At 59.0% G+C, this 16,975-nt stretch carries 15 protein-coding genes and 1 pseudogene; 12 read left to right on the plus strand and 4 right to left on the minus strand.

Features of this window, described 5'->3' with window-relative positions; translation table 11 throughout:
* Window positions 1–22 precede the first annotated feature (22 nt).
* On the plus strand, window positions 23–562 hold the full coding sequence (locus tag PH551_RS28365) for a gluconokinase (protein WP_285195964.1): 540 nt from the start codon (window positions 23–25) through the stop codon (window positions 560–562).
* Here the strand turns inward: PH551_RS28365 and PH551_RS28370 are convergent.
* The 3 genes from PH551_RS28370 to PH551_RS28380 all read right to left on the minus strand — a co-directional run bounded on the left by PH551_RS28370 (window position 552) and on the right by PH551_RS28380 (window position 3,420).
* A complete protein-coding gene (locus PH551_RS28370; protein ID WP_285195966.1) occupies window positions 552–1,796 on the minus strand; it encodes an NAD(P)/FAD-dependent oxidoreductase in 1,245 nt (414 codons plus the stop codon). The two genes, PH551_RS28365 and PH551_RS28370, sit on opposite strands and share 11 nt — an antisense overlap.
* A 71-nt stretch (window positions 1,797–1,867) precedes the next feature.
* Window positions 1,868–2,371, minus strand: coding sequence for an isoprenylcysteine carboxyl methyltransferase family protein (locus PH551_RS28375; RefSeq protein ID WP_285195968.1), 504 nt, complete (start codon window positions 2,369–2,371; stop codon window positions 1,868–1,870).
* A complete protein-coding gene (locus PH551_RS28380; RefSeq protein ID WP_285195970.1) occupies window positions 2,368–3,420 on the minus strand; it encodes a type III polyketide synthase in 1,053 nt (350 codons plus the stop codon). The genes PH551_RS28375 and PH551_RS28380 overlap by 4 nt, the downstream gene beginning before the upstream one ends.
* A gap of 166 nt (window positions 3,421–3,586) precedes the next feature.
* Here PH551_RS28380 and PH551_RS28385 point away from each other — a divergent pair, with 166 nt between their 5' ends.
* The 3 genes from PH551_RS28385 to PH551_RS28395 are packed head-to-tail and all read left to right on the plus strand — an operon-like array spanning window position 3,587 to window position 5,575.
* Window positions 3,587–4,123 (plus strand): tetratricopeptide repeat protein, encoded by a 537-nt coding sequence (locus PH551_RS28385; RefSeq protein WP_221157711.1) that lies wholly within the window; start codon window positions 3,587–3,589, stop codon window positions 4,121–4,123.
* Window positions 4,124–4,166: 43 nt separating this feature from the next.
* Window positions 4,167–4,772, plus strand: a complete 606-nt coding sequence (locus PH551_RS28390) for an RNA polymerase sigma factor (RefSeq protein ID WP_285195973.1) — start codon at window positions 4,167–4,169, stop codon at window positions 4,770–4,772.
* Window positions 4,769–5,575 carry an anti-sigma factor family protein gene (locus tag PH551_RS28395; RefSeq protein WP_285195974.1) on the plus strand — a complete coding sequence of 269 codons (807 nt, stop codon included), beginning with the start codon at window positions 4,769–4,771 and terminating at the stop codon, window positions 5,573–5,575. Before PH551_RS28390 ends, PH551_RS28395 begins: the two co-directional genes overlap by 4 nt.
* Before the next feature lie 88 nt (window positions 5,576–5,663).
* On the opposite strand, the pseudogene PH551_RS28400 reads toward PH551_RS28395, so the two are convergent.
* A pseudogene (locus PH551_RS28400) lies at window positions 5,664–6,746 on the minus strand (O-antigen ligase family protein); the annotation flags it as partial.
* Window positions 6,747–7,418: 672 nt separating this feature from the next.
* On the opposite strand from PH551_RS28400, the gene PH551_RS33070 reads away from it, so the two are divergent.
* From PH551_RS33070 to PH551_RS28435, 8 genes are all read left to right on the plus strand, one after another.
* The gene (locus PH551_RS33070) at window positions 7,419–7,772 is read left to right on the plus strand and encodes a GCG_CRPN prefix-to-repeats domain-containing protein (protein ID WP_483315449.1); all 354 of its coding nucleotides are present in this window, start codon (window positions 7,419–7,421) and stop codon (window positions 7,770–7,772) included.
* Window positions 7,773–8,844: 1,072 nt separating this feature from the next.
* Window positions 8,845–9,924: a glycosyltransferase gene (locus tag PH551_RS28405; protein WP_285195975.1), complete on the plus strand. Its 1,080-nt coding sequence runs from the start codon at window positions 8,845–8,847 to the stop codon at window positions 9,922–9,924.
* Window positions 9,925–9,926: 2 nt separating this feature from the next.
* On the plus strand, window positions 9,927–11,153 hold the full coding sequence (locus tag PH551_RS28410; protein ID WP_285195977.1) for a glycosyltransferase family 4 protein: 1,227 nt from the start codon (window positions 9,927–9,929) through the stop codon (window positions 11,151–11,153).
* Complete coding sequence (locus PH551_RS28415; protein WP_285195979.1) at window positions 11,150–12,007, plus strand: dTDP-4-dehydrorhamnose reductase family protein; 858 nt, start codon at window positions 11,150–11,152, stop codon at window positions 12,005–12,007. The genes PH551_RS28410 and PH551_RS28415 overlap by 4 nt, the downstream gene beginning before the upstream one ends.
* A 10-nt stretch (window positions 12,008–12,017) precedes the next feature.
* A complete protein-coding gene (locus tag PH551_RS28420) occupies window positions 12,018–13,028 on the plus strand; it encodes a polysaccharide biosynthesis protein (RefSeq protein WP_285196030.1) in 1,011 nt (336 codons plus the stop codon).
* A complete protein-coding gene (gene wecB, locus PH551_RS28425; RefSeq protein WP_285195981.1) occupies window positions 13,021–14,148 on the plus strand; it encodes a non-hydrolyzing UDP-N-acetylglucosamine 2-epimerase in 1,128 nt (375 codons plus the stop codon). Before PH551_RS28420 ends, wecB begins: the two co-directional genes overlap by 8 nt.
* Before the next feature lie 141 nt (window positions 14,149–14,289).
* A complete protein-coding gene (locus PH551_RS28430; protein WP_285196031.1) occupies window positions 14,290–15,045 on the plus strand; it encodes a glycosyltransferase family 2 protein in 756 nt (251 codons plus the stop codon).
* Between the two features lie 134 nt (window positions 15,046–15,179).
* Window positions 15,180–16,964 carry an ABC transporter ATP-binding protein gene (locus PH551_RS28435; RefSeq protein WP_285195983.1) on the plus strand — a complete coding sequence of 595 codons (1,785 nt, stop codon included), beginning with the start codon at window positions 15,180–15,182 and terminating at the stop codon, window positions 16,962–16,964.
* Window positions 16,965–16,975: the final 11 nt, after the last annotated feature.

The raw sequence follows: 16,975 nt of genomic DNA on the forward strand, positions 1-16,975 counted from the left end.
AAGCCGCCGTTTGAGAGGAAACATGCAGGACGATCGGATCAACAAACCCCATGCGATCATCGTCATGGGGGTCAGCGGCTGCGGTAAGTCCTCGGTCGGCGAGAAACTCGCTGAGGCCTTGCACCTCCACTTCGTTGAAGGTGATGCGCTTCATCCGGCTTCCAATGTGGAGAAGATGTCGAAGGGCATTCCGTTGACTGATGAGGACCGGATGCCGTGGCTCGAACTGATCGGCAAACGCATGCAGGCTTCCCTGGACAAAGGAGAAGGCATCATCGTCTCCTGTTCGGCGCTGAAGCGCATCTATCGTGACAGGCTGAGGGCTGCTGCCGGCGGCAATCTGCTCTTCGTCTACCTCGAAGGATCGAAGGCGCTGCTGACCAAGCGCATGGGCGAGCGCAAGGGGCATTTCATGCCGGTTTCGCTGCTCGAAAGTCAGCTGGCGACACTCGAGGTGCCGACAGGCGAACCCGGTATCGTCACCGTCGATATCGGCGACACCATCGAAGGCATTGCGGCAACGGCCCTCAGGGGTCTCTCCAGCCTGGGTGTTATGGCCTGAAGCGCTGCGGCGAGTAAGCCGAAATATCGATGAACGGCGTCTCGCCGGTGATGAGTTCCGCAAGCACGCGGCCGGTCACCGGCCCGAGCGTCAGCCCATGATGGGCGTGTCCGAAGGCGAACCATAGGCCCTGATGGCGCGGCGCCTTGCCGATGACGGGCATCATGTCTGATGTGCAGGGGCGCGCACCCATCCATGGTTCGGAATCGAGCCTTCCTCCGAGAGGAAAAATGCTACGCGCTACGGCTTCGGCCCGGTCGAGCTGCACCGGTGTCTTCGGTGCGTCAAGCCTTGCGAACTCCGCCCCGGTCGTCAGGCGGATGCCGCGGTTCATCGGTGCCAGCAAATAACCGCGTTCGGCATCGAGGATCCAGTTGTTGAGCATGGCATTGCCCTTGGCGGCATAATGCATGTGATAGCCGCGCTTGACGCCGAGGGGAAAGGAATAGCCGAGCCGGCGCGTCGCGACGGCTGCCCAGGGGCCGAGCGCCAGGACCGCGTCCTCCGCTTCGAGCGGGCCCTCGCTGGTCATGATCTTCCAGCCACTGCCGAACTGGCCGAGCGAAGCGGCGTCGCCCGTGACGAAGCGTCCGCCGAGGCTTTCGAAATAGCGGCGGTAGGCTGCTGTCAGCGCATGCGGATCGAGCACCGACCAGGGATCGCGCCAGCGGATACCGCCGGCAAAAGGGACGGTAATATCGGGTTCCATGCGGGCGATATCGGCCGACGTCAGGCTGTCATAGGTCACGCCGAATTCGCTCTGCCAAATCGCGGCCTCGGCGAGGGCCTCGTCGCGCATCGCCTCCGTCCGGAAGATTTTTATCCAACCGTCCTTGCGGATCAGCGCCTGTGCCTGCGAGGCCTCGATCAGGTCCTTGTGCTCGGCAACCGAGTTTTCGATCAGCGGTGCATAAGCCCGTGTGATGACCGCGTGGCGCCGGGCATTCGAATTCCACCAGTAGCGGGCGAGAAAGGCGAGCTGGCTCGGCAGCGCCCTGAGATGATAATGGGCATCGATTTCGTTGTTGAGCGCATAACGCAGCAGCAGGCCGAGCTGCTGGGGGAAGCCGTAAGGCGCAACCCCTTCGCGCTGGATCAGGCCGGCATTGCCGAAGGAGGTTTCGCTGCCCGGATCCTTGCGGTCGATCAACGTCACCTGCCGGCCGCGCCGCTGAAGATGAATTGCCGTGGACACCCCGACGATACCGGCGCCGAGCACGATTGCGTTCGTCATTCCGCTGCATTCCGCATTGTCATAGGTTGAAAATGCCTCCGCCGACCCCGCGGCGCAAACGAAAATCACATTTATTTCAAAATCATTGCGCTTTCCAGTGCGGCATTTTCGGCCTTTACGCGCACATGCAGGATGGCGGCATTGAAAAGCGAGAAGACGATCGCATAGGCGGGCAGGCCGAAGGCAAAGGGAAGAGCGGCAATCTCGCCGATGACGATCGCATAGTTCGGATGCCGGAGGAGGCGATAGGGTCCCGATTTCACCAGCGGCGCGCCGGGCAGGACGATGATGCGTGTCGTCCAGCGGTCCTTCAGCGTTGCCAGCACCCAGAGCCGCAGCGCCTGTAGGCCGATGAACAGCAAAAACCAGAAGGGTTGAACCTGCTTGCCCGGCACCAGCAGCCAAAGGCCGATGATCCAGGCGGCATGCAGCGCCACCATGACGGGATAATGCTCCGCGGCGACCTCCCTGCCGCCTCTGGCGAGAAGGGCGGCGGTGTTGCGCCGGGCGAGCATGAGCTCGCCCAACCGCTGCAGCGTCACGAATGTCAAGAGCGCGATCGACGGCCACATCACGCCGCCCTCCGCAGCGTCACACAGCTTGCCGAAAAACCCGGTCCCATGGCGACCATCGCCGCCCGGTCCGGCAGCCCGGCGCGGATTGCCCGCTCCAGCACGAACAGCACGGTCGGCGACGACATGTTGCCATATTCGGCAAGCACCGCCCGTTCGTGATCGAGCGTGCCAGGTGTCAGTGAAAGCGCGCTCTCCATCGCGGCCAGCACCTTCATACCGCCGGGATGGCAGATGAAGCGGTCGATATCTGCTGGTCTCAGCCCGTTGCGCTCCAGAATGGCCGCCACAGCAGGGGCGAGTTCCCGTTCGGCGAAGGGCGGCAATGATTGCGCCAGCACGATGCCGAAGCCGCCATCGTCGATCTTCCAGCCCATGATATCGAGCGTATCCGGGAAGAGGTGCTCGCCTGTTGATTCCACCTGGGCCAGTCCGCCTTCGCCGGCGCGGAGCACGCAGGCGGCCGCGCCGTCGCCGAACAGCGCTGTCGCGATGATGTTTGGCCGCGTCAGCTCGTCCAGCCGGAAGGCGAGCGTGCAAAGCTCGATCGAGACGAAAAGCACGACGGCGCCCGGCCGGCTCCGTGCCAGCCGCGCCGCGATGGCAAAGCCCGAGACGCCGGCGGCGCAGCCGAGCCCGAAGACCGGCACCCGCTCGATATCGGCCCTGAAGCCCATGCGGCGGGCAAGCTGCGCATCAAGGCTCGGCGTCGTAAAACCGGTGGAAGAGACCGTGACGATACAGTCGACATGACAGGCTCCGAGATCGGCCCGGCGAAGCGCCGCGCTGGCCGCCTCGACGAAAAGGGCGCCTGCCACCTCTCCGTAGGCCTGCATGCGGTCCTGCCAGCCATGCGTTTCGTCGAACCAGGCAAGCGGCCGCGCGGCATGGCGCTTGTTGATACCGGCGCTGTCGAAGACGCGGGCTAGATGATGGAAATCCTCGTAGCGGTCGGCAAACAGCCGGGCCGAGGCTTCGGCCGCCTGGTTTTGGAAGATGATATGTTCGGGCGTGGCGGTGGCGAGGCTGACGAGACTGACGGTATCGGTCACGGAATTCTCCTTGTCGTTCCGGCGCAATGCTGAAAACACCCGGTCCCGATGATTTATTCGGCTTTGGACTTCACGAAGCAGTGATGGAGAAAATAGAGAGGCCGGCGAATAAAGCCCAGGGCAGCGGTGTTCTCTCCCCGCAACGTCACTTTCGAGGAGTTTTTCCATGACGATCATGACAGCCCGTATCGCGTCCGTCCTTCTTGGCGGCTGCCTTGCCGCTTCGCTCTTCTCCGGCCCGGTCTTTGCTGTCGGCAACGACAACAGCACGATGCCGACCTGCAAGAAGGGCGAGATCTACGATCAGAAGACCAAGAAATGCGTCAAGCAGCAGAGCGCCAATGTCTCGGACGAGAACCGTACCGACTATGCCTATTCGCTGGCCAAGGCCGGCCGTTATGAAGAGGCGCTTGCCATGCTCGATACCGTCAAGGACCAGAACAGCGCCGAGGTGCTGAACTATCGCGGTTACGCCACCCGCAAGCTCGGGCGCACCGACGAAGGCATCTCCTACTACCTGCAATCGGTGAAAATGGATCCGCAATACGCCAAGGTCCGTGAATATCTCGGCGAAGCCTATGTCATCAAGGGCCGGCTCGATCTCGCAAAGGAGCAATTGAACACGATCAAGACGATCTGCGGCACGGCTTGCGAGGAATATCAGGATCTGAACGCTGTCATCCTCGACCCATCGAAGATCTGAGCTTAGGCCACCAGCGGGAATGGAGCCGGGAAAGGATATCCGAATGTCGGTCGCGCACGCTACAATTCCTGCCTATAGTCGCGCGAGAATGGAATCGCCTGTTCATCAGGCGGTTCCAAGGGATGCAGGATTGGCGGAGGCGGTCATCGCGAGCGAAGCGGATATCAGGAGCGGTCTGACGGAAAACCTGGCCAGGCTCTGGCGTTATGGTCTCGTTCTCTCGCATCAGCGTGATGTCGCCGACGATCTGGCGCAGGCGACCTGCCTTCGCGCGCTCGAGCGCGCCGGCCAGTTCGTTCCCGGCACCCGGCTCGACCGCTGGCTGTTTTCGATCCTGCATTCGATCTGGCTGAACGAGATCCGCTCGCGCCGGGTGCGCCAGGGCCAGGGTTTCGTCGACGCCGGCGAGGCGCTGACCTTCGACGGCGCGCACGAGACTGAAACGCATGTGATGGCGGGGCAGGTGCTGAAGCAGGTAAATGCGTTGCCCGAGGCGCAACGCACGGCGGTTTTCCTCGCCTACGTAGAAGGACTATCCTATCGCGAGGTTGCAGGCATATTGGATATTCCGATCGGGACCGTGATGAGCCGGCTGGCGGCCGCCCGCGCCAGGCTCTCCGGCGCCGGACCGGCAGGGGGACGCCCATGAGCACGAAACACACCATTCCCTCCGACGAGGATCTCACAGCCTTCATCGACGGCGAGCTGACGACGGAAGAGAGAGCCCGCATCGAAGCCATCGTCAAGGAAGATGAGAGCGTCGCCAAACGATTGGATTTCCTGGCCCGCGCCAGCCTGCCGTTCGAGCCGGCTTTTGCTCCGCTGCTCACCGAAGCCCCGCGCGAAAAACTGGAGGCGATGCTCGCCGCCATTCCTGCGCATGACGGCGCGAGGTCCGCCTCTGCGCCCGCTGCCACGCGCCGCCGCTTCCTGGGTGCGCTCGCCGCCTCGCTTGTGGCCGGCATCGCCATTGACCGCGCCGTCATCGGCATCGGCAGTGGTTTTTCGGCAAAGGACGAAAACAGCGAATGGCGCGCCGTGGTCGCCGATTATATCTCGCTCTATACCGCCGAAACGCTTGCAGGCCCCGTGCCCGGCAGGCAGGACCAGGCCGCCCAGCTCGCCAGTCTTGACGAGAAGCTTGGCCTGTCGCTCTCTCCGGAAGCCGTTTCGCTCACAGGGGTCGATTTCAAACGCGCCCTGCTGCTGCAATATGACGGCAAGCCGCTCGCCCAGATCGCCTATCTCGATCCCGAGACTGGGCCGATGGCGCTCTGCATCGTGAAATCCGACGCGGGGCCGAAGGCGCCGGACCTTGAAAACCGCAAGGGAATGAATGTCGTCTACTGGTCGAATGCGACGCATGCCTTTATGCTGATCGGGCATGCTGCGGCGAACCGAATGACGGGGATGGCGGACGGGGTGCGGGGGAGGGTGGCCGTCGAATCTTGAGCAGGGCTAGCGGCTTCAAAGTGTCACGAACTTGAAGTCGCCTACCCACCGCTCAACCTTTGCCTCAATTAGGCTGAAAGACAAGATGTCAATTTCCGACCACGGGCGCAAAGCGTGTGCTGCCCCGATCCGCGCAGATAAGGGCGACAAGATAGGCGAAGATCGGGTCCAGTGCTTTTTGGTTGAACATGATGCCGAAGCTGCCGGTAATAATGTAGCTGCTGACGAGTAGCAGAGCGATCGCCATGGACAGACCCCGGCCGGGGCCGGGTTCCTTTTTCCAAGCGGCTATCACAGGCTATAGCAGCAGTAGTGAAAGCGCTGCAATGCCGAAAATGCCGGCGTCAATTCCTGCAGTTAGAAAGCCGTTATGGGCGTGCGAATAGGTCAACTGCGGCCTTGTTCCTTCGGGGATCTTTGTCAAGACCGCAGCCATCCGGTTTTGCGGGCCGTAACCAGTTACCGGGTTCTTACTGATTGCTGCCAGTGCGCCCTTGTATAGGGCGAGCCGTGCGCTGAGCGATGTGACCGGATCTTCGCTGCGTTCGAGTGATGCGATATTTTCCTGCAGCGCCTGCATGCGATTGAGGATTGGGCCGCTGCCCAGGGCGATTAGTCCGGCGAATAGTAGAGCGCCCGTAATGGCGAGGCTGCGCAAACTCAGATGGAAACTGTCTGTGCGAAGATACCAGAAAAGGATGACGAGATGAACGGGAATGGCGAGCCACGCCGAGCGCGTTTCGGAAAGCAGCACACATGCCAGACCGGCGGCATACCCGAGGATCGCAATTCTTTGCTCCACTTTCTTCGGCGATTGAACGTTCAGAAGCGAAATACCGCCGAAAAGCAGGCCTATGATGCCAAGGAGTGCAGCGCTTGAAGTCCCAGCCTCCGCCCTCTCCATCAGAAACATAATCTGCCGCAGACTGTAGAGAAAAGTAGCGATCATGCCGAGGCCTGCGCCGAGGATAAAGAGCGGCACGAGGCGGCCATCTGGAGATTGGCGCATACGCGGCAAAATCAACCAGGCCGAAAAAAACGGTAGCAACCGAAATATCCAGTCGCCTACTGCGGAATAAGGCGGATTTAGGAATATGCTGATGATCATCATCACCGGGTAGACCGTCACGCACATGGCAACCAAGCAGTCGGATTTTGACATATTGAGGGAAAAGCGAGTCTACGATTCCAAGACAGACAGGTGTGATTGCCATGTTGCAACCAGGGTCACTAATCCTGATACTCACTATATTTGCTGCTGGCGATCCTAGCGAAGGTGTTCTGATATAAGCGGCTTTGCTATGGCGTCCTCCCGCGCACGACTCGACTCAAAGGGGAGGGTGGAGCTTTGGTTCGAGTATCCAGCCGACCCGACCCCGGTTTCCAACAGATCGGGCCGGCCTGCAGATAGCCTGGCTGTTTGCGCCTCGGTCATCCGCGCCATGTTCATAGCCGCTTTCCGGCAGGGCCGCATACCGTAGGGATCGCAGCGAGGGCCCGACCGCTCGTCAGGTCGAGCCCTCCTGTTGCCGCCTTCAGGACAAGGGAAGCACGGCGACGGCGGATTGCTCCTTTGTCCGGGGCTTGATCGAGCTTTCAAAAAAAGGCCCGCCAGCGAAGGACGGGGTGGCAAATCTCTGGAGAGATAAGTGGATCTTGACCGGTGGAAAAACGTACGCGATCAGGAAAAGTTCCGCCTTTCGCTCCTCATTCTCCGGGTGAACTATTTGACCCTTCACGCGTTCATGATCAGCAAATTCGGGAGTGCAAGTTCATGAAAAACATTCTTGTAGCTTTCGGCTTAGCGGTTGCTTCACTTTCAGCAGGGACGGTCTCAGCTGCCATGCCTTCGACCGCGTTACCCAATGGGCTCTCGTCCACGGTTCAGCAAGTGGATTGGTCCTGCGGTCCGGGGCGGCATCGAGAAGGTGACGGTCAATGCTATCCGAACCAATACAATAACCGCAGGTCGATGGAATCCTGTGGCCCCGGTCGGGTGCGTGGTGGCGATGGCCAATGCTATGCGAGCCGACGCCAAGCCGGTCACCCCGGCTACTACGGGAACGACGGCTACTCCCGGTATTCTTGTGGCCCCGGCAGAGTCCGCGGCGGTGATGGTCAGTGCTACCCCGTGCGCGGCAAATCCTGCGGTGCCGGGCGTCACCGTGGACCTGATGGACAGTGCTACGCCAACTAGGATCAACTGCCGGCCCCCAACCCGCGTTCACAAACGGTTCAGACTTGCGCGCCTATCGTCGACGCAAGCTCTTAAAGAGCTATCGGCTGTAACTCGGGTCGTATATCATGAGAAGTGTTCTTTTGGCGTTGAGCCTCGCAATATCTTTCCTTTCTGCAGACATGGCATTTGCTGTGATGTCGGAGCGGCCCGTTGGCGTTATATCGTCTGTAGTGCAGGTGGATTATTCTTGTGGTCCCGGCAGGTACCGCGGTGGTGATGGTCAGTGTTACCCGGAGCAGGGGCGAGGGCGTAGGAACGGCTCTTGCGGCCCTGGAAGGTATCGCGGCGACGATGGCCAATGTTATCCGGGTCGTCGGGAACCGTGGTATTCCTGCGGCCCTGGTCGGGTTCGTGGGGGCGACGGCCAATGTTACCCTAGCCGCCGCTCGTGTGGTCCGGGCAGAGTCCGTGGTCAGGACGGCCAGTGCTATGCCGACCGTCGGCAACCCCGGTATCAGGATCGCTACTACTACGACGATGATTATCCGCCACCGCCGCCGCCATATGGTTTCCGGCGCTATCCGCAACCGGATTATTATGACGATTACTGATCAACCAGGCTCCGCACTGCGGGGCCTTTTTATCGTATCCGAGTTCACGCGCACAGGTATTGACCCATCGTAGCAAATTCCTATTTCCTCTGAGCCAACCCCAAAACTGGCACGCCACGACGCCAGTCTCCCCCAGACTTGAAAAGGCGTCGTGGCACACCTCGCCGCTGTATCAGCGCTACGCGAAGAAGTAGACGATGGCGCAGGAGATGAGGACTGTCAGAGCTGCAACGATCAGTTCGTGCTCCAGTATCAAGAAAAAGGCTGTCAGTAGTTTAATCCCTAGGAAGCATTAAATGAGCGAGTCAGCCACTTAGCAACTGGCCCCTCAAAACCGACCAATCTCTGATTACTTATGGCATCGCGCGTACGGAAATTTGACTTTGGGCGCGGAAAACGGTTGGAATAAGCGAGCTGAGAAGCTAAAGGCCTTTTGCCCGGAGCTTCGGGCGGCTGCGCTTTCGCAAAGGATTTATCGGATGGGTTCTGACCCTGAGTTAGCTTTTGGCGAAGCGGAGTCTCCCAGACGGCTCATTATTCACGCGCCCAATGTTCATTCTGGGGGCGGGTCCGTGTTGTTGAATGCCATTTTACGCGCCAGTGCTGGGTCGCGCGAAGTCGTATTGATCTGCGATCAACGCATGAAAGTCGATCCAGAAGCGCAGAGCTGTTTAATCACTCGGCCTTTCGCTCCGACAGTTTTTGGTCGTCTCGCTGCAGAACGCGAAATCCGAAATATTACGACTGAAAGTGACTTAGTGTTATCGTTTGGTAACTTACCGCCCATATATCGGCTAAAGGCGGCGACAGTGCTGTTTCTGCAAAACCGTTACCTAGTTGATGCCGCCATGCCGCTAAGCGGATTCCGTCTGGGCGCTAGGATACGCCTCTCGGCAGAGCGCGTCTGGCTCAGCAGACGCCTTCGCAATGCAGATCGCGTAATCGTACAGACAGACACGATGGCTGCTCTTTTCGAAAAAAGATTTGGCAGGAAGGCAGAGGTTGCTGGTTTCGATTCTAGGCAACCTGCGAGCGTGCTCGCCGACTACGCGGCGAGAAAGAAGCTCCACGATTTCACCTATATCTCATCAGGGGAGCCGCACAAAAACCATCGGACACTTATTGAGGCATGGTCGCTCCTTTCAGAGGGCGGTGTTACTCCTAGTCTCTCACTCACGCTTTCAACAAGAGACAGCGCCAATCTTCTCGCGTTGGTCGAGAAAACGAACTCGCAGAAACACACCAGGATTGTTAATCTAGGCCAGCTGTCGGCTTCGGAGGTCGACTCGGCCTACGATAGCTCCGGCGCGCTTATTTTTCCTTCGCTTGGAGAGTCCTTCGGCCTGCCGCTCGTCGAAGCGGCCGAAAGAGGCATGCCGATATTGGCAAGCGAGCTTGATTATGTTCGCGACCTTGTCGTGCCAGCTGAAACCTTCGACCCCCGCTCGCCAAGGTCAATCGCACGCGCGGTTTGCCGCTTTATGAAGCTCCCACCCGACTTGAACGTAAGCGTCACCGCAGGCGATTTCCTCAAGCAGGTCTGCGAGGAAAAGCACTGAGCATGCGTATACTTGTAATTTCTCAGTATTTCTGGCCTGAGGATTTTCGGATTAACGATCTTGTCAGAGGGTTGTCTGAACGCGGTCATAAGATAACGGTTCTGACCGGCCTTCCCAACTACCCGAAGGGAGAGCTCGCCCCCGGCTATCGCTGGCACGGCCCCTACGTCGAGAACTACGAAGGCGTGAAAGTGGTACGTGCCCCACTGGTGACGCGAGGTGCCAGCAAAGGCGTAAGGCTACTCCTGAACTATGTCTCGTTTGCCATCTCGGCATCGCTCGTGGGCTTGCTTCGTTGCCGAGAGAACTACGATGCGATCTTCGTCTATGAGCCTTCTCCCATTACCGTGGGTGTTCCTGCGCGCGTGATGTCCTGGTTCAAGCGGACGCCTGTCTTTTTCTGGGTGCAGGATCTCTGGCCCGAGAGCCTGAGCGCCACGGGTGCCGTAAAGAATAAAAAGGTGCTAGGTGCCGTAGGGGCGCTCGTGCGTTGGGTCTACCGGGGCTGCAAGGTCGTGCTGGCGCAGTCGGAAGGCTTCCGCAAACCGCTTATGACCATGCAGGTTCCTGACGAACGCATAGTCTATTTTCCAAACAGCGCCGAGGCATTCTACAAACCGGTACCCCGGGGAACGTCGTGGAGCGGACAAGAGCTGCCCGACGGATTTCGCGTGATGTTTGCCGGCAACATGGGTGCTGCTCAATCGCTCGACACCATCGTCGAAGCGGCGGATATTCTCCGCAACGAGAAGACAATCAAATGGATCATTGTCGGCGATGGGCGACAGCGCGAATGGGTGCAAAACGAGGTGGCGCGACGTGGCCTCCAAGAGGCCGTTCATCTCATGGGCCGCCATCCGGTCCACACCATGCCTTCATGGTTTGCGCAGGCAGATGTCATGCTCGCCTCGTTGAGCTGCGATCCGATCTTCGCGATGACGATCCCTGCAAAGATCCAGTCTTATCTTGCATGCGCCAAGCCGATCATTGCCGCCCTTGATGGAGAGGGCGCCCGGATCGTCGAGGAAGCGGGAACAGGGGTCGGCGTACCCGCGGAGAATGCGCGTGCGCTCGCGGATGCCGTTCTCGCGATGTCACGCAAATCTCCGGACGAGCTTCGTCAGATGGGCGAAAGCGGTTTGGACTATTTTAATGGCGAGTTCGAGCGGGAGCTACTGCTGAACAAACTTGAGGCTGTATTCGAGAAACACGTGGGGAAACGTCAATGACGCGGGTTCTGGTATTGGGCGCGAGCGGTACGATCGGGCACATGATGCTGAAGGTCCTCTCGGAAGGTGAAGGGCTCGATGTCTGGGGTACCGTGCGTGCTCCGTCGCTGGCCCGCCATTTCGCGCCGGCCATCGCTTCGAAGATCCGCACTGGAATAGATGCCGAGAATCTCGATGTCATTTCACGCGTGGTTGCGGAGCTCAAGCCGGATGTGGTCATCAACTGCATCGGTCTTGTCAAGCAACTCGCCTTCGCGAACGATCCGTTGTTGGTCCTCCCAGTAAACGCCATGCTGCCACACCGGTTGGCGCACATCTGCGCTCTCTCTGGTGCGCGCCTTATCCATTTCAGCACTGATTGTGTGTTCAATGGTGCGCGCGGCAACTATACCGAAACTGATCCACTCGACGCGACCGATCTCTACGGTCAGTCAAAGTTCATCGGCGAGGTAGCATATCCTCACACGCTGACCCTTCGGACTTCCTTTATCGGTCACGAACTGGAAACATCGCAATCGCTGATTGAATGGTTCCTCAAGCAGGAGGGAGCGATCAAGGGCTTCACCGGTGCAATCTATACTGGGCTACCGACTGTAGTTCTGTCCCGTATTGTGCGCGATGTCGTTCTGCCACGTCCGGGACTTTTTGGAATTTATCATGTGGCGTCTTCGCCCATTAGCAAGTATGACCTGCTGAAACTTGTGGCGAAAGCCTACGGCAAGGCAATCGAGATCGCGCCTGACGATAGTGTGCGGATAGATCGGTCGCTCGACGGAACGAAATTCAGGGAATCGACCGGCTACGTCGCGCCAGCGTGGCCGGAACTTATCGAGGCTATGCATGACAACAGGTAAGACCGAGAGGATGTTTAAAGACAAGACGGTCCTCATAACCGGCGGTACCGGCTCCTTCGGCAACGCCCTCCTGCAGCGCATCCTGCCGACGGAAATCGGCGAGGTCCGCATCTTCAGTCGCGACGAGAAGAAGCAGGAAGACATGCGGATCGCGCTGAACAACCCCAAGCTGAAGTTCTACATCGGCGACGTGCGCGATCCAGGCAGTGTCAACCAGGCTATGACGAATGTTGATTTCGTCTTCCACGCCGCAGCACTGAAGCAGGTTCCTTCCTGCGAATTCTATCCGATGGAAGCGGTGCGCACGAATGTCTACGGCACGGAGAACGTGCTGAATGCCGCGATCGCCAACCGGGTGAAGAATGTCGTTGTGCTCAGCACCGACAAGGCGGTCTATCCGATCAATGCGATGGGCATTTCGAAGGCCATGGCCGAGAAGCTCATGGTCGCGAAGTCGCGCCTGCTCGGGGAAGGTGAGACGGTGCTCTGCGCCACGCGTTATGGCAATGTCATGGCGTCGCGCGGTTCTGTCATCCCGTTGTTCGTTCAGCAGATCAAGGCCGGCCAGCAGCTGACCGTGACCGACCCGAACATGACGCGCTTTCTTATGTCGCTCGAGGACTCGGTCGATCTGGTGCTTCACGCCTTCATGCATGGCCGGCATGGCGATATTTTCGTACAGAAGGCTCCTGCCTCGACCGTTGGCGATCTTGCCGCCGCCCTCCAGGAGCTTTTTAGTTCCGAAAGCGCCGTCAAGGTCATCGGCACGCGGCATGGGGAAAAGCTGTACGAGACGCTTCTGTCTCGCGAGGAAATCGGCAAGGCGGAAGACATGGGCGACTATTTCCGTGTCCCGATGGACGACCGCGATCTCAACTACAACAAGTTTTTTGTCGAGGGTGAAAGCCGCGTCTCCAACCTCGATGACTATACGTCGCATAACACGCGGCGTCTGAACGTCGGACAGGTCAAGGACTTGCTGACCGAACTGAATTTCATCAGAGAGCAGCTTCATGCGTAAAGTCATGACCATCGTGGGCACCCGCCCCGAACTCATCAAGATGTGCCGCGTAATCGATGAGTTCGACCGGCAGTTCAACCATGTCGTCGTGCATACGGGACAGAACTACGATTTCGAACTGAACCAGGTGTTCTTTGACGAACTGGGCATCCGGAAGCCGGACTATTTCCTTGGCGCCGCTGGCGCGACCGCTTCGCAGACAATCGCTCAGGTCATTGCCAAGTCCGAAGAAGTGATGATCGCCGAGAAGCCTGACGCGATCCTCATTTACGGCGACACGAATTCGGGCCTCGCGGTCATTCCGGCCAAACGCCACAAGATTCCCGTCTTCCACATGGAGGCCGGCAACCGCTGCTTCGATCAGCGCGTGCCCGAGGAGCTTAACCGCAAGGTGATCGATCACCTCTCGGACATCAATATGGTGCTGACGGAGCATGCGCGCCGTTACCTGATTGCCGAGGGCATCCGTCCGGAGACGATCATCAAGACTGGATCGCACATGCGCGAGGTGCTCGACCACTTCATGCCGCAGATCAAGGCCTCGAAGGCGCTTTCGGAAATGGGGCTGGAGGCTGGCCGCTACTTCCTCGTCAGCGCTCATCGCGAGGAGAACGTCGATTCTCCTTCGGCGCTCGCCGATCTTGTCGCAACGCTTGACGCGCTGGCGAAGACCTATGACATGCCGGTTATCGTCTCGACGCATCCGCGTACGCGCAAGCGTCTCGAAGACCTCGGCAGCAGGCCGATCGACGACCGCGTCCGTTTCCTGAAGCCCTTCGGTTTCTTCGATTACAACAACCTGCAGATCAACGCCTCTTGCACGCTCTCCGACAGCGGCACCATCACCGAGGAAGCCTCGCTTCTCGGCTTGCCGGCTGTGACCTTGCGCAATGCCCATGAGCGTCCGGAAGGTATGGATGTCGGCACGCTGGTGATGTGTGGGCTGAAGACGGAATACGTACTCGACGCCGTGGCCATGGTCACCGAGCAGCATCGTCGCGAGGGAATGACGCCGACGCCAGTGCCGGACTACGAATCTCCGCACGTTGCACGGCAGGTTTCGCGCATAGTCATGAGCTATATCGACTACGTGAACCGTACGGTGTGGCGGAACTATTGAGTTGGCCTCGGCTTTTCCGGAGCGCACCACTGAGCTGTCGAGACCACTCGGTCATCGCAGAAAGGAACTGAGGCATTGACCCCGTTCGAGGTGAAACCGACCGGCGCCGGAGATCCGGCGCCGACGAAGCCGAAAGTCACTGTGGTAACCGTCGTCCTGAATTCTCGCGAGTTCATGGAGGCAACGATCCTGAGTGTTCTCGGCCAAACCTACGAGAACCTCGAATATGTGGTGATCGACGGTGGCTCCACGGACGGTACTCTCGATATCATCGATAGATACAAAAGCCGCATCGATCGTCTTGTCGTGGAGAAAGACCGCGGCATCTACGACGCGATGAACAAGTCCGCGAAGCTGGTGACGGGCGATTACCTGATTTTCATGAACTCAGGCGACGAGTTCGCCACCGAGCAATCCGTGGCCGAGTTGAGTGCCTGTGCCCGCGACGACGAAACGCTGATCTATGGCGGCTGGATCGTTCGGTATTCGTGGGGATTGGAACGCGCAGGACATCCAGCTCGACCAGGGGACTTCTGGCGCGGTATGTTCGTTCAGCACCAGTCCGTTATGGTCAAGACCCAGTATTTCCGCGAGCATCCGTTTGACCTTACCCTGGGGCTCGGTGCCGATTATGCCTTCCTGTTGCAGCTGATCAATTCGGGCGCCAAGGTATCCGAATGCGGGACGATCGTGTCTCGTGTTTCGGCGGGCGGCGCATCGGACAACAACCGCAAAGGGGTGTTGATGGCGCATTGGCACCAGGCCAGACGATACTATCCTGGCCTGAAGACCGATGTTCACTATCTGAAGGCGATCGCCCGTGAGCGCCTTGCCGCGTTCGTCAAGGAGTGCCTGCCGGCGTCGGTCGTCAAGGGCATTATCTCCTCGAAGGCCTGACGCTTGATCGAGCTGGATTTTCTCCCCATCAATAAAACTCGGCTGCCGCCCACTTGGGCGCTGGAATTTGCTGTGGCTTGCGACTATACCCCCGGAAGTCGCTTTCGAGACAGATCGTGCGGCTTGGAGTAGCAATGCTGGATCGCGATTTCTTGAAATTGTTGTTGCGCCTCTGGGGGCACATTTCCGTTCACAGGAAACAGCAGCTTTTCATCCTTCTAATCCTGAATTTTTTCTCGGCGTTCGTTGAAATTCTGAGTATCGGGACGGTTATCCCGTTCCTCGGCGCACTCACGTCCCCGGATGCGATGCTCCAGAACAGGTTCTTGCAGCCCGCCATCAAGGCATTCAGCATCACTGATGGTCATCAACTGGCGCTATTCCTGACGGTCGTCTTTGCCTCGACCGCGCTTGCAGCTGGTCTGTTTCGGCTCGGCTTTCTCTGGTACCAGACCCGCCTCAGCCACGCGATCGGCGCCGATCTCAGCATCGATATCTACAGGCGGACGCTCTACCAGCCCTACACGGTTCATGTTGCCCGCAATAGCAGCGAGGTGATTGCCGGCATTTCCAGCAAGGCCAATGGCGTGACGAACGGCATCATCCTGCCGTCTCTGACGATGGTGAGTTCTGTTTTTACGCTCGTCGCCATTGTCGCCACGATTGCTTATCTCCAGCCGACCATCGCGATCGTATCGTTGGTCTTCCTCGGTGGTGCCTATGCCGGCGTCACCATGGTTGTGAAGGAAGAGCTGGGTCGCAACAGCCAGTATATCAACGAAGGCTCGAACAAGGTCATCAAGGCACTGCAGGAGGGCCTCGGTGGTATCCGGGATGTGTTGATCGATGGCGCGCAGGCACAGTACTGCGAGGTTTACAGGCTGGCGGATCACAAGGTTCGTCGAGCCACCGCCTATGTTCAGATCATCAGCAGCGCGCCCCGCTATATGATCGAGGCATTGGGCATGGTGCTCATCGCTCTCATCTCCTATTTTTTTGTCGGTTCCGGCGAGGGCATCGAGAAGACAATTCCCATTCTCGGCGCGCTTGCGCTCGGTGCACAGCGCCTCCTTCCGATCTCTCAGCAGATTTATTCCAGTCTCGCATTCTTCAAGGCTGGCCGTTCTCCTCTGGTCGATGTTTTGAGTTTGCTGGATCAGCCGCTGCCGTCTTACCTCGCGCTTCCGCCGGCCGAACCTTTGGCTTTCGAGAAAGCGATTGCGCTGCGGAACGTTGTTTTCTCCTACGGCCCCGACCTGCCGCCGGTCCTAAAAGGCTTGGACCTTGAGATTCCGATGGGTGCGCGTGTCGGGTTCATCGGAACGACGGGCAGCGGGAAGAGCACACTACTGGATATCGTGATGGGACTGCTTCCGACGGACGGCAGCCTTACGATCGACGGGACCCGGATCGACGAAAACAACGTCAGGCGCTGGCAGTCGTTGATTGCGCATGTTCCGCAATCGATCTTCTTGTCCGACGCAACTGTTGCCGAGAATATTGCCTTTGGTCTCAAGCGCGAAGATATCGACATACCGCGCATGAAGCAGGCTGCCGAGGCGGCGCAACTCTCTGCGACGATCGCCGCCATGGGGAAGGGCTATGATACGTTCGTCGGTGAGCGGGGCATACGGCTCTCCGGAGGGCAGCGGCAGCGTATCGGGATAGCGCGGGCTCTCTACAAGAATGCCAAGGTGGTCGTCCTTGACGAGGCCACCAGCGCGCTCGATAACGACACCGAAAGCGCTGTTATGGAGGCGCTCAATGGCCTGAGGGATCGATTGACGATTCTCATGGTTGCGCACCGTTTATCGACGCTGAGCAATTGCGATTTCATCGTGGAACTGGTTGATGGAGTCGTGTCGCGCGTCGGCACCTATGAAGAACTGATTGGTTCGCGCGCGAACCCGGACCGATGACTGGCAGGACA

Source organism: Rhizobium atlanticum, from assembly GCF_030182485.1.
Lineage (GTDB): Bacteria > Pseudomonadota > Alphaproteobacteria > Rhizobiales > Rhizobiaceae > Rhizobium.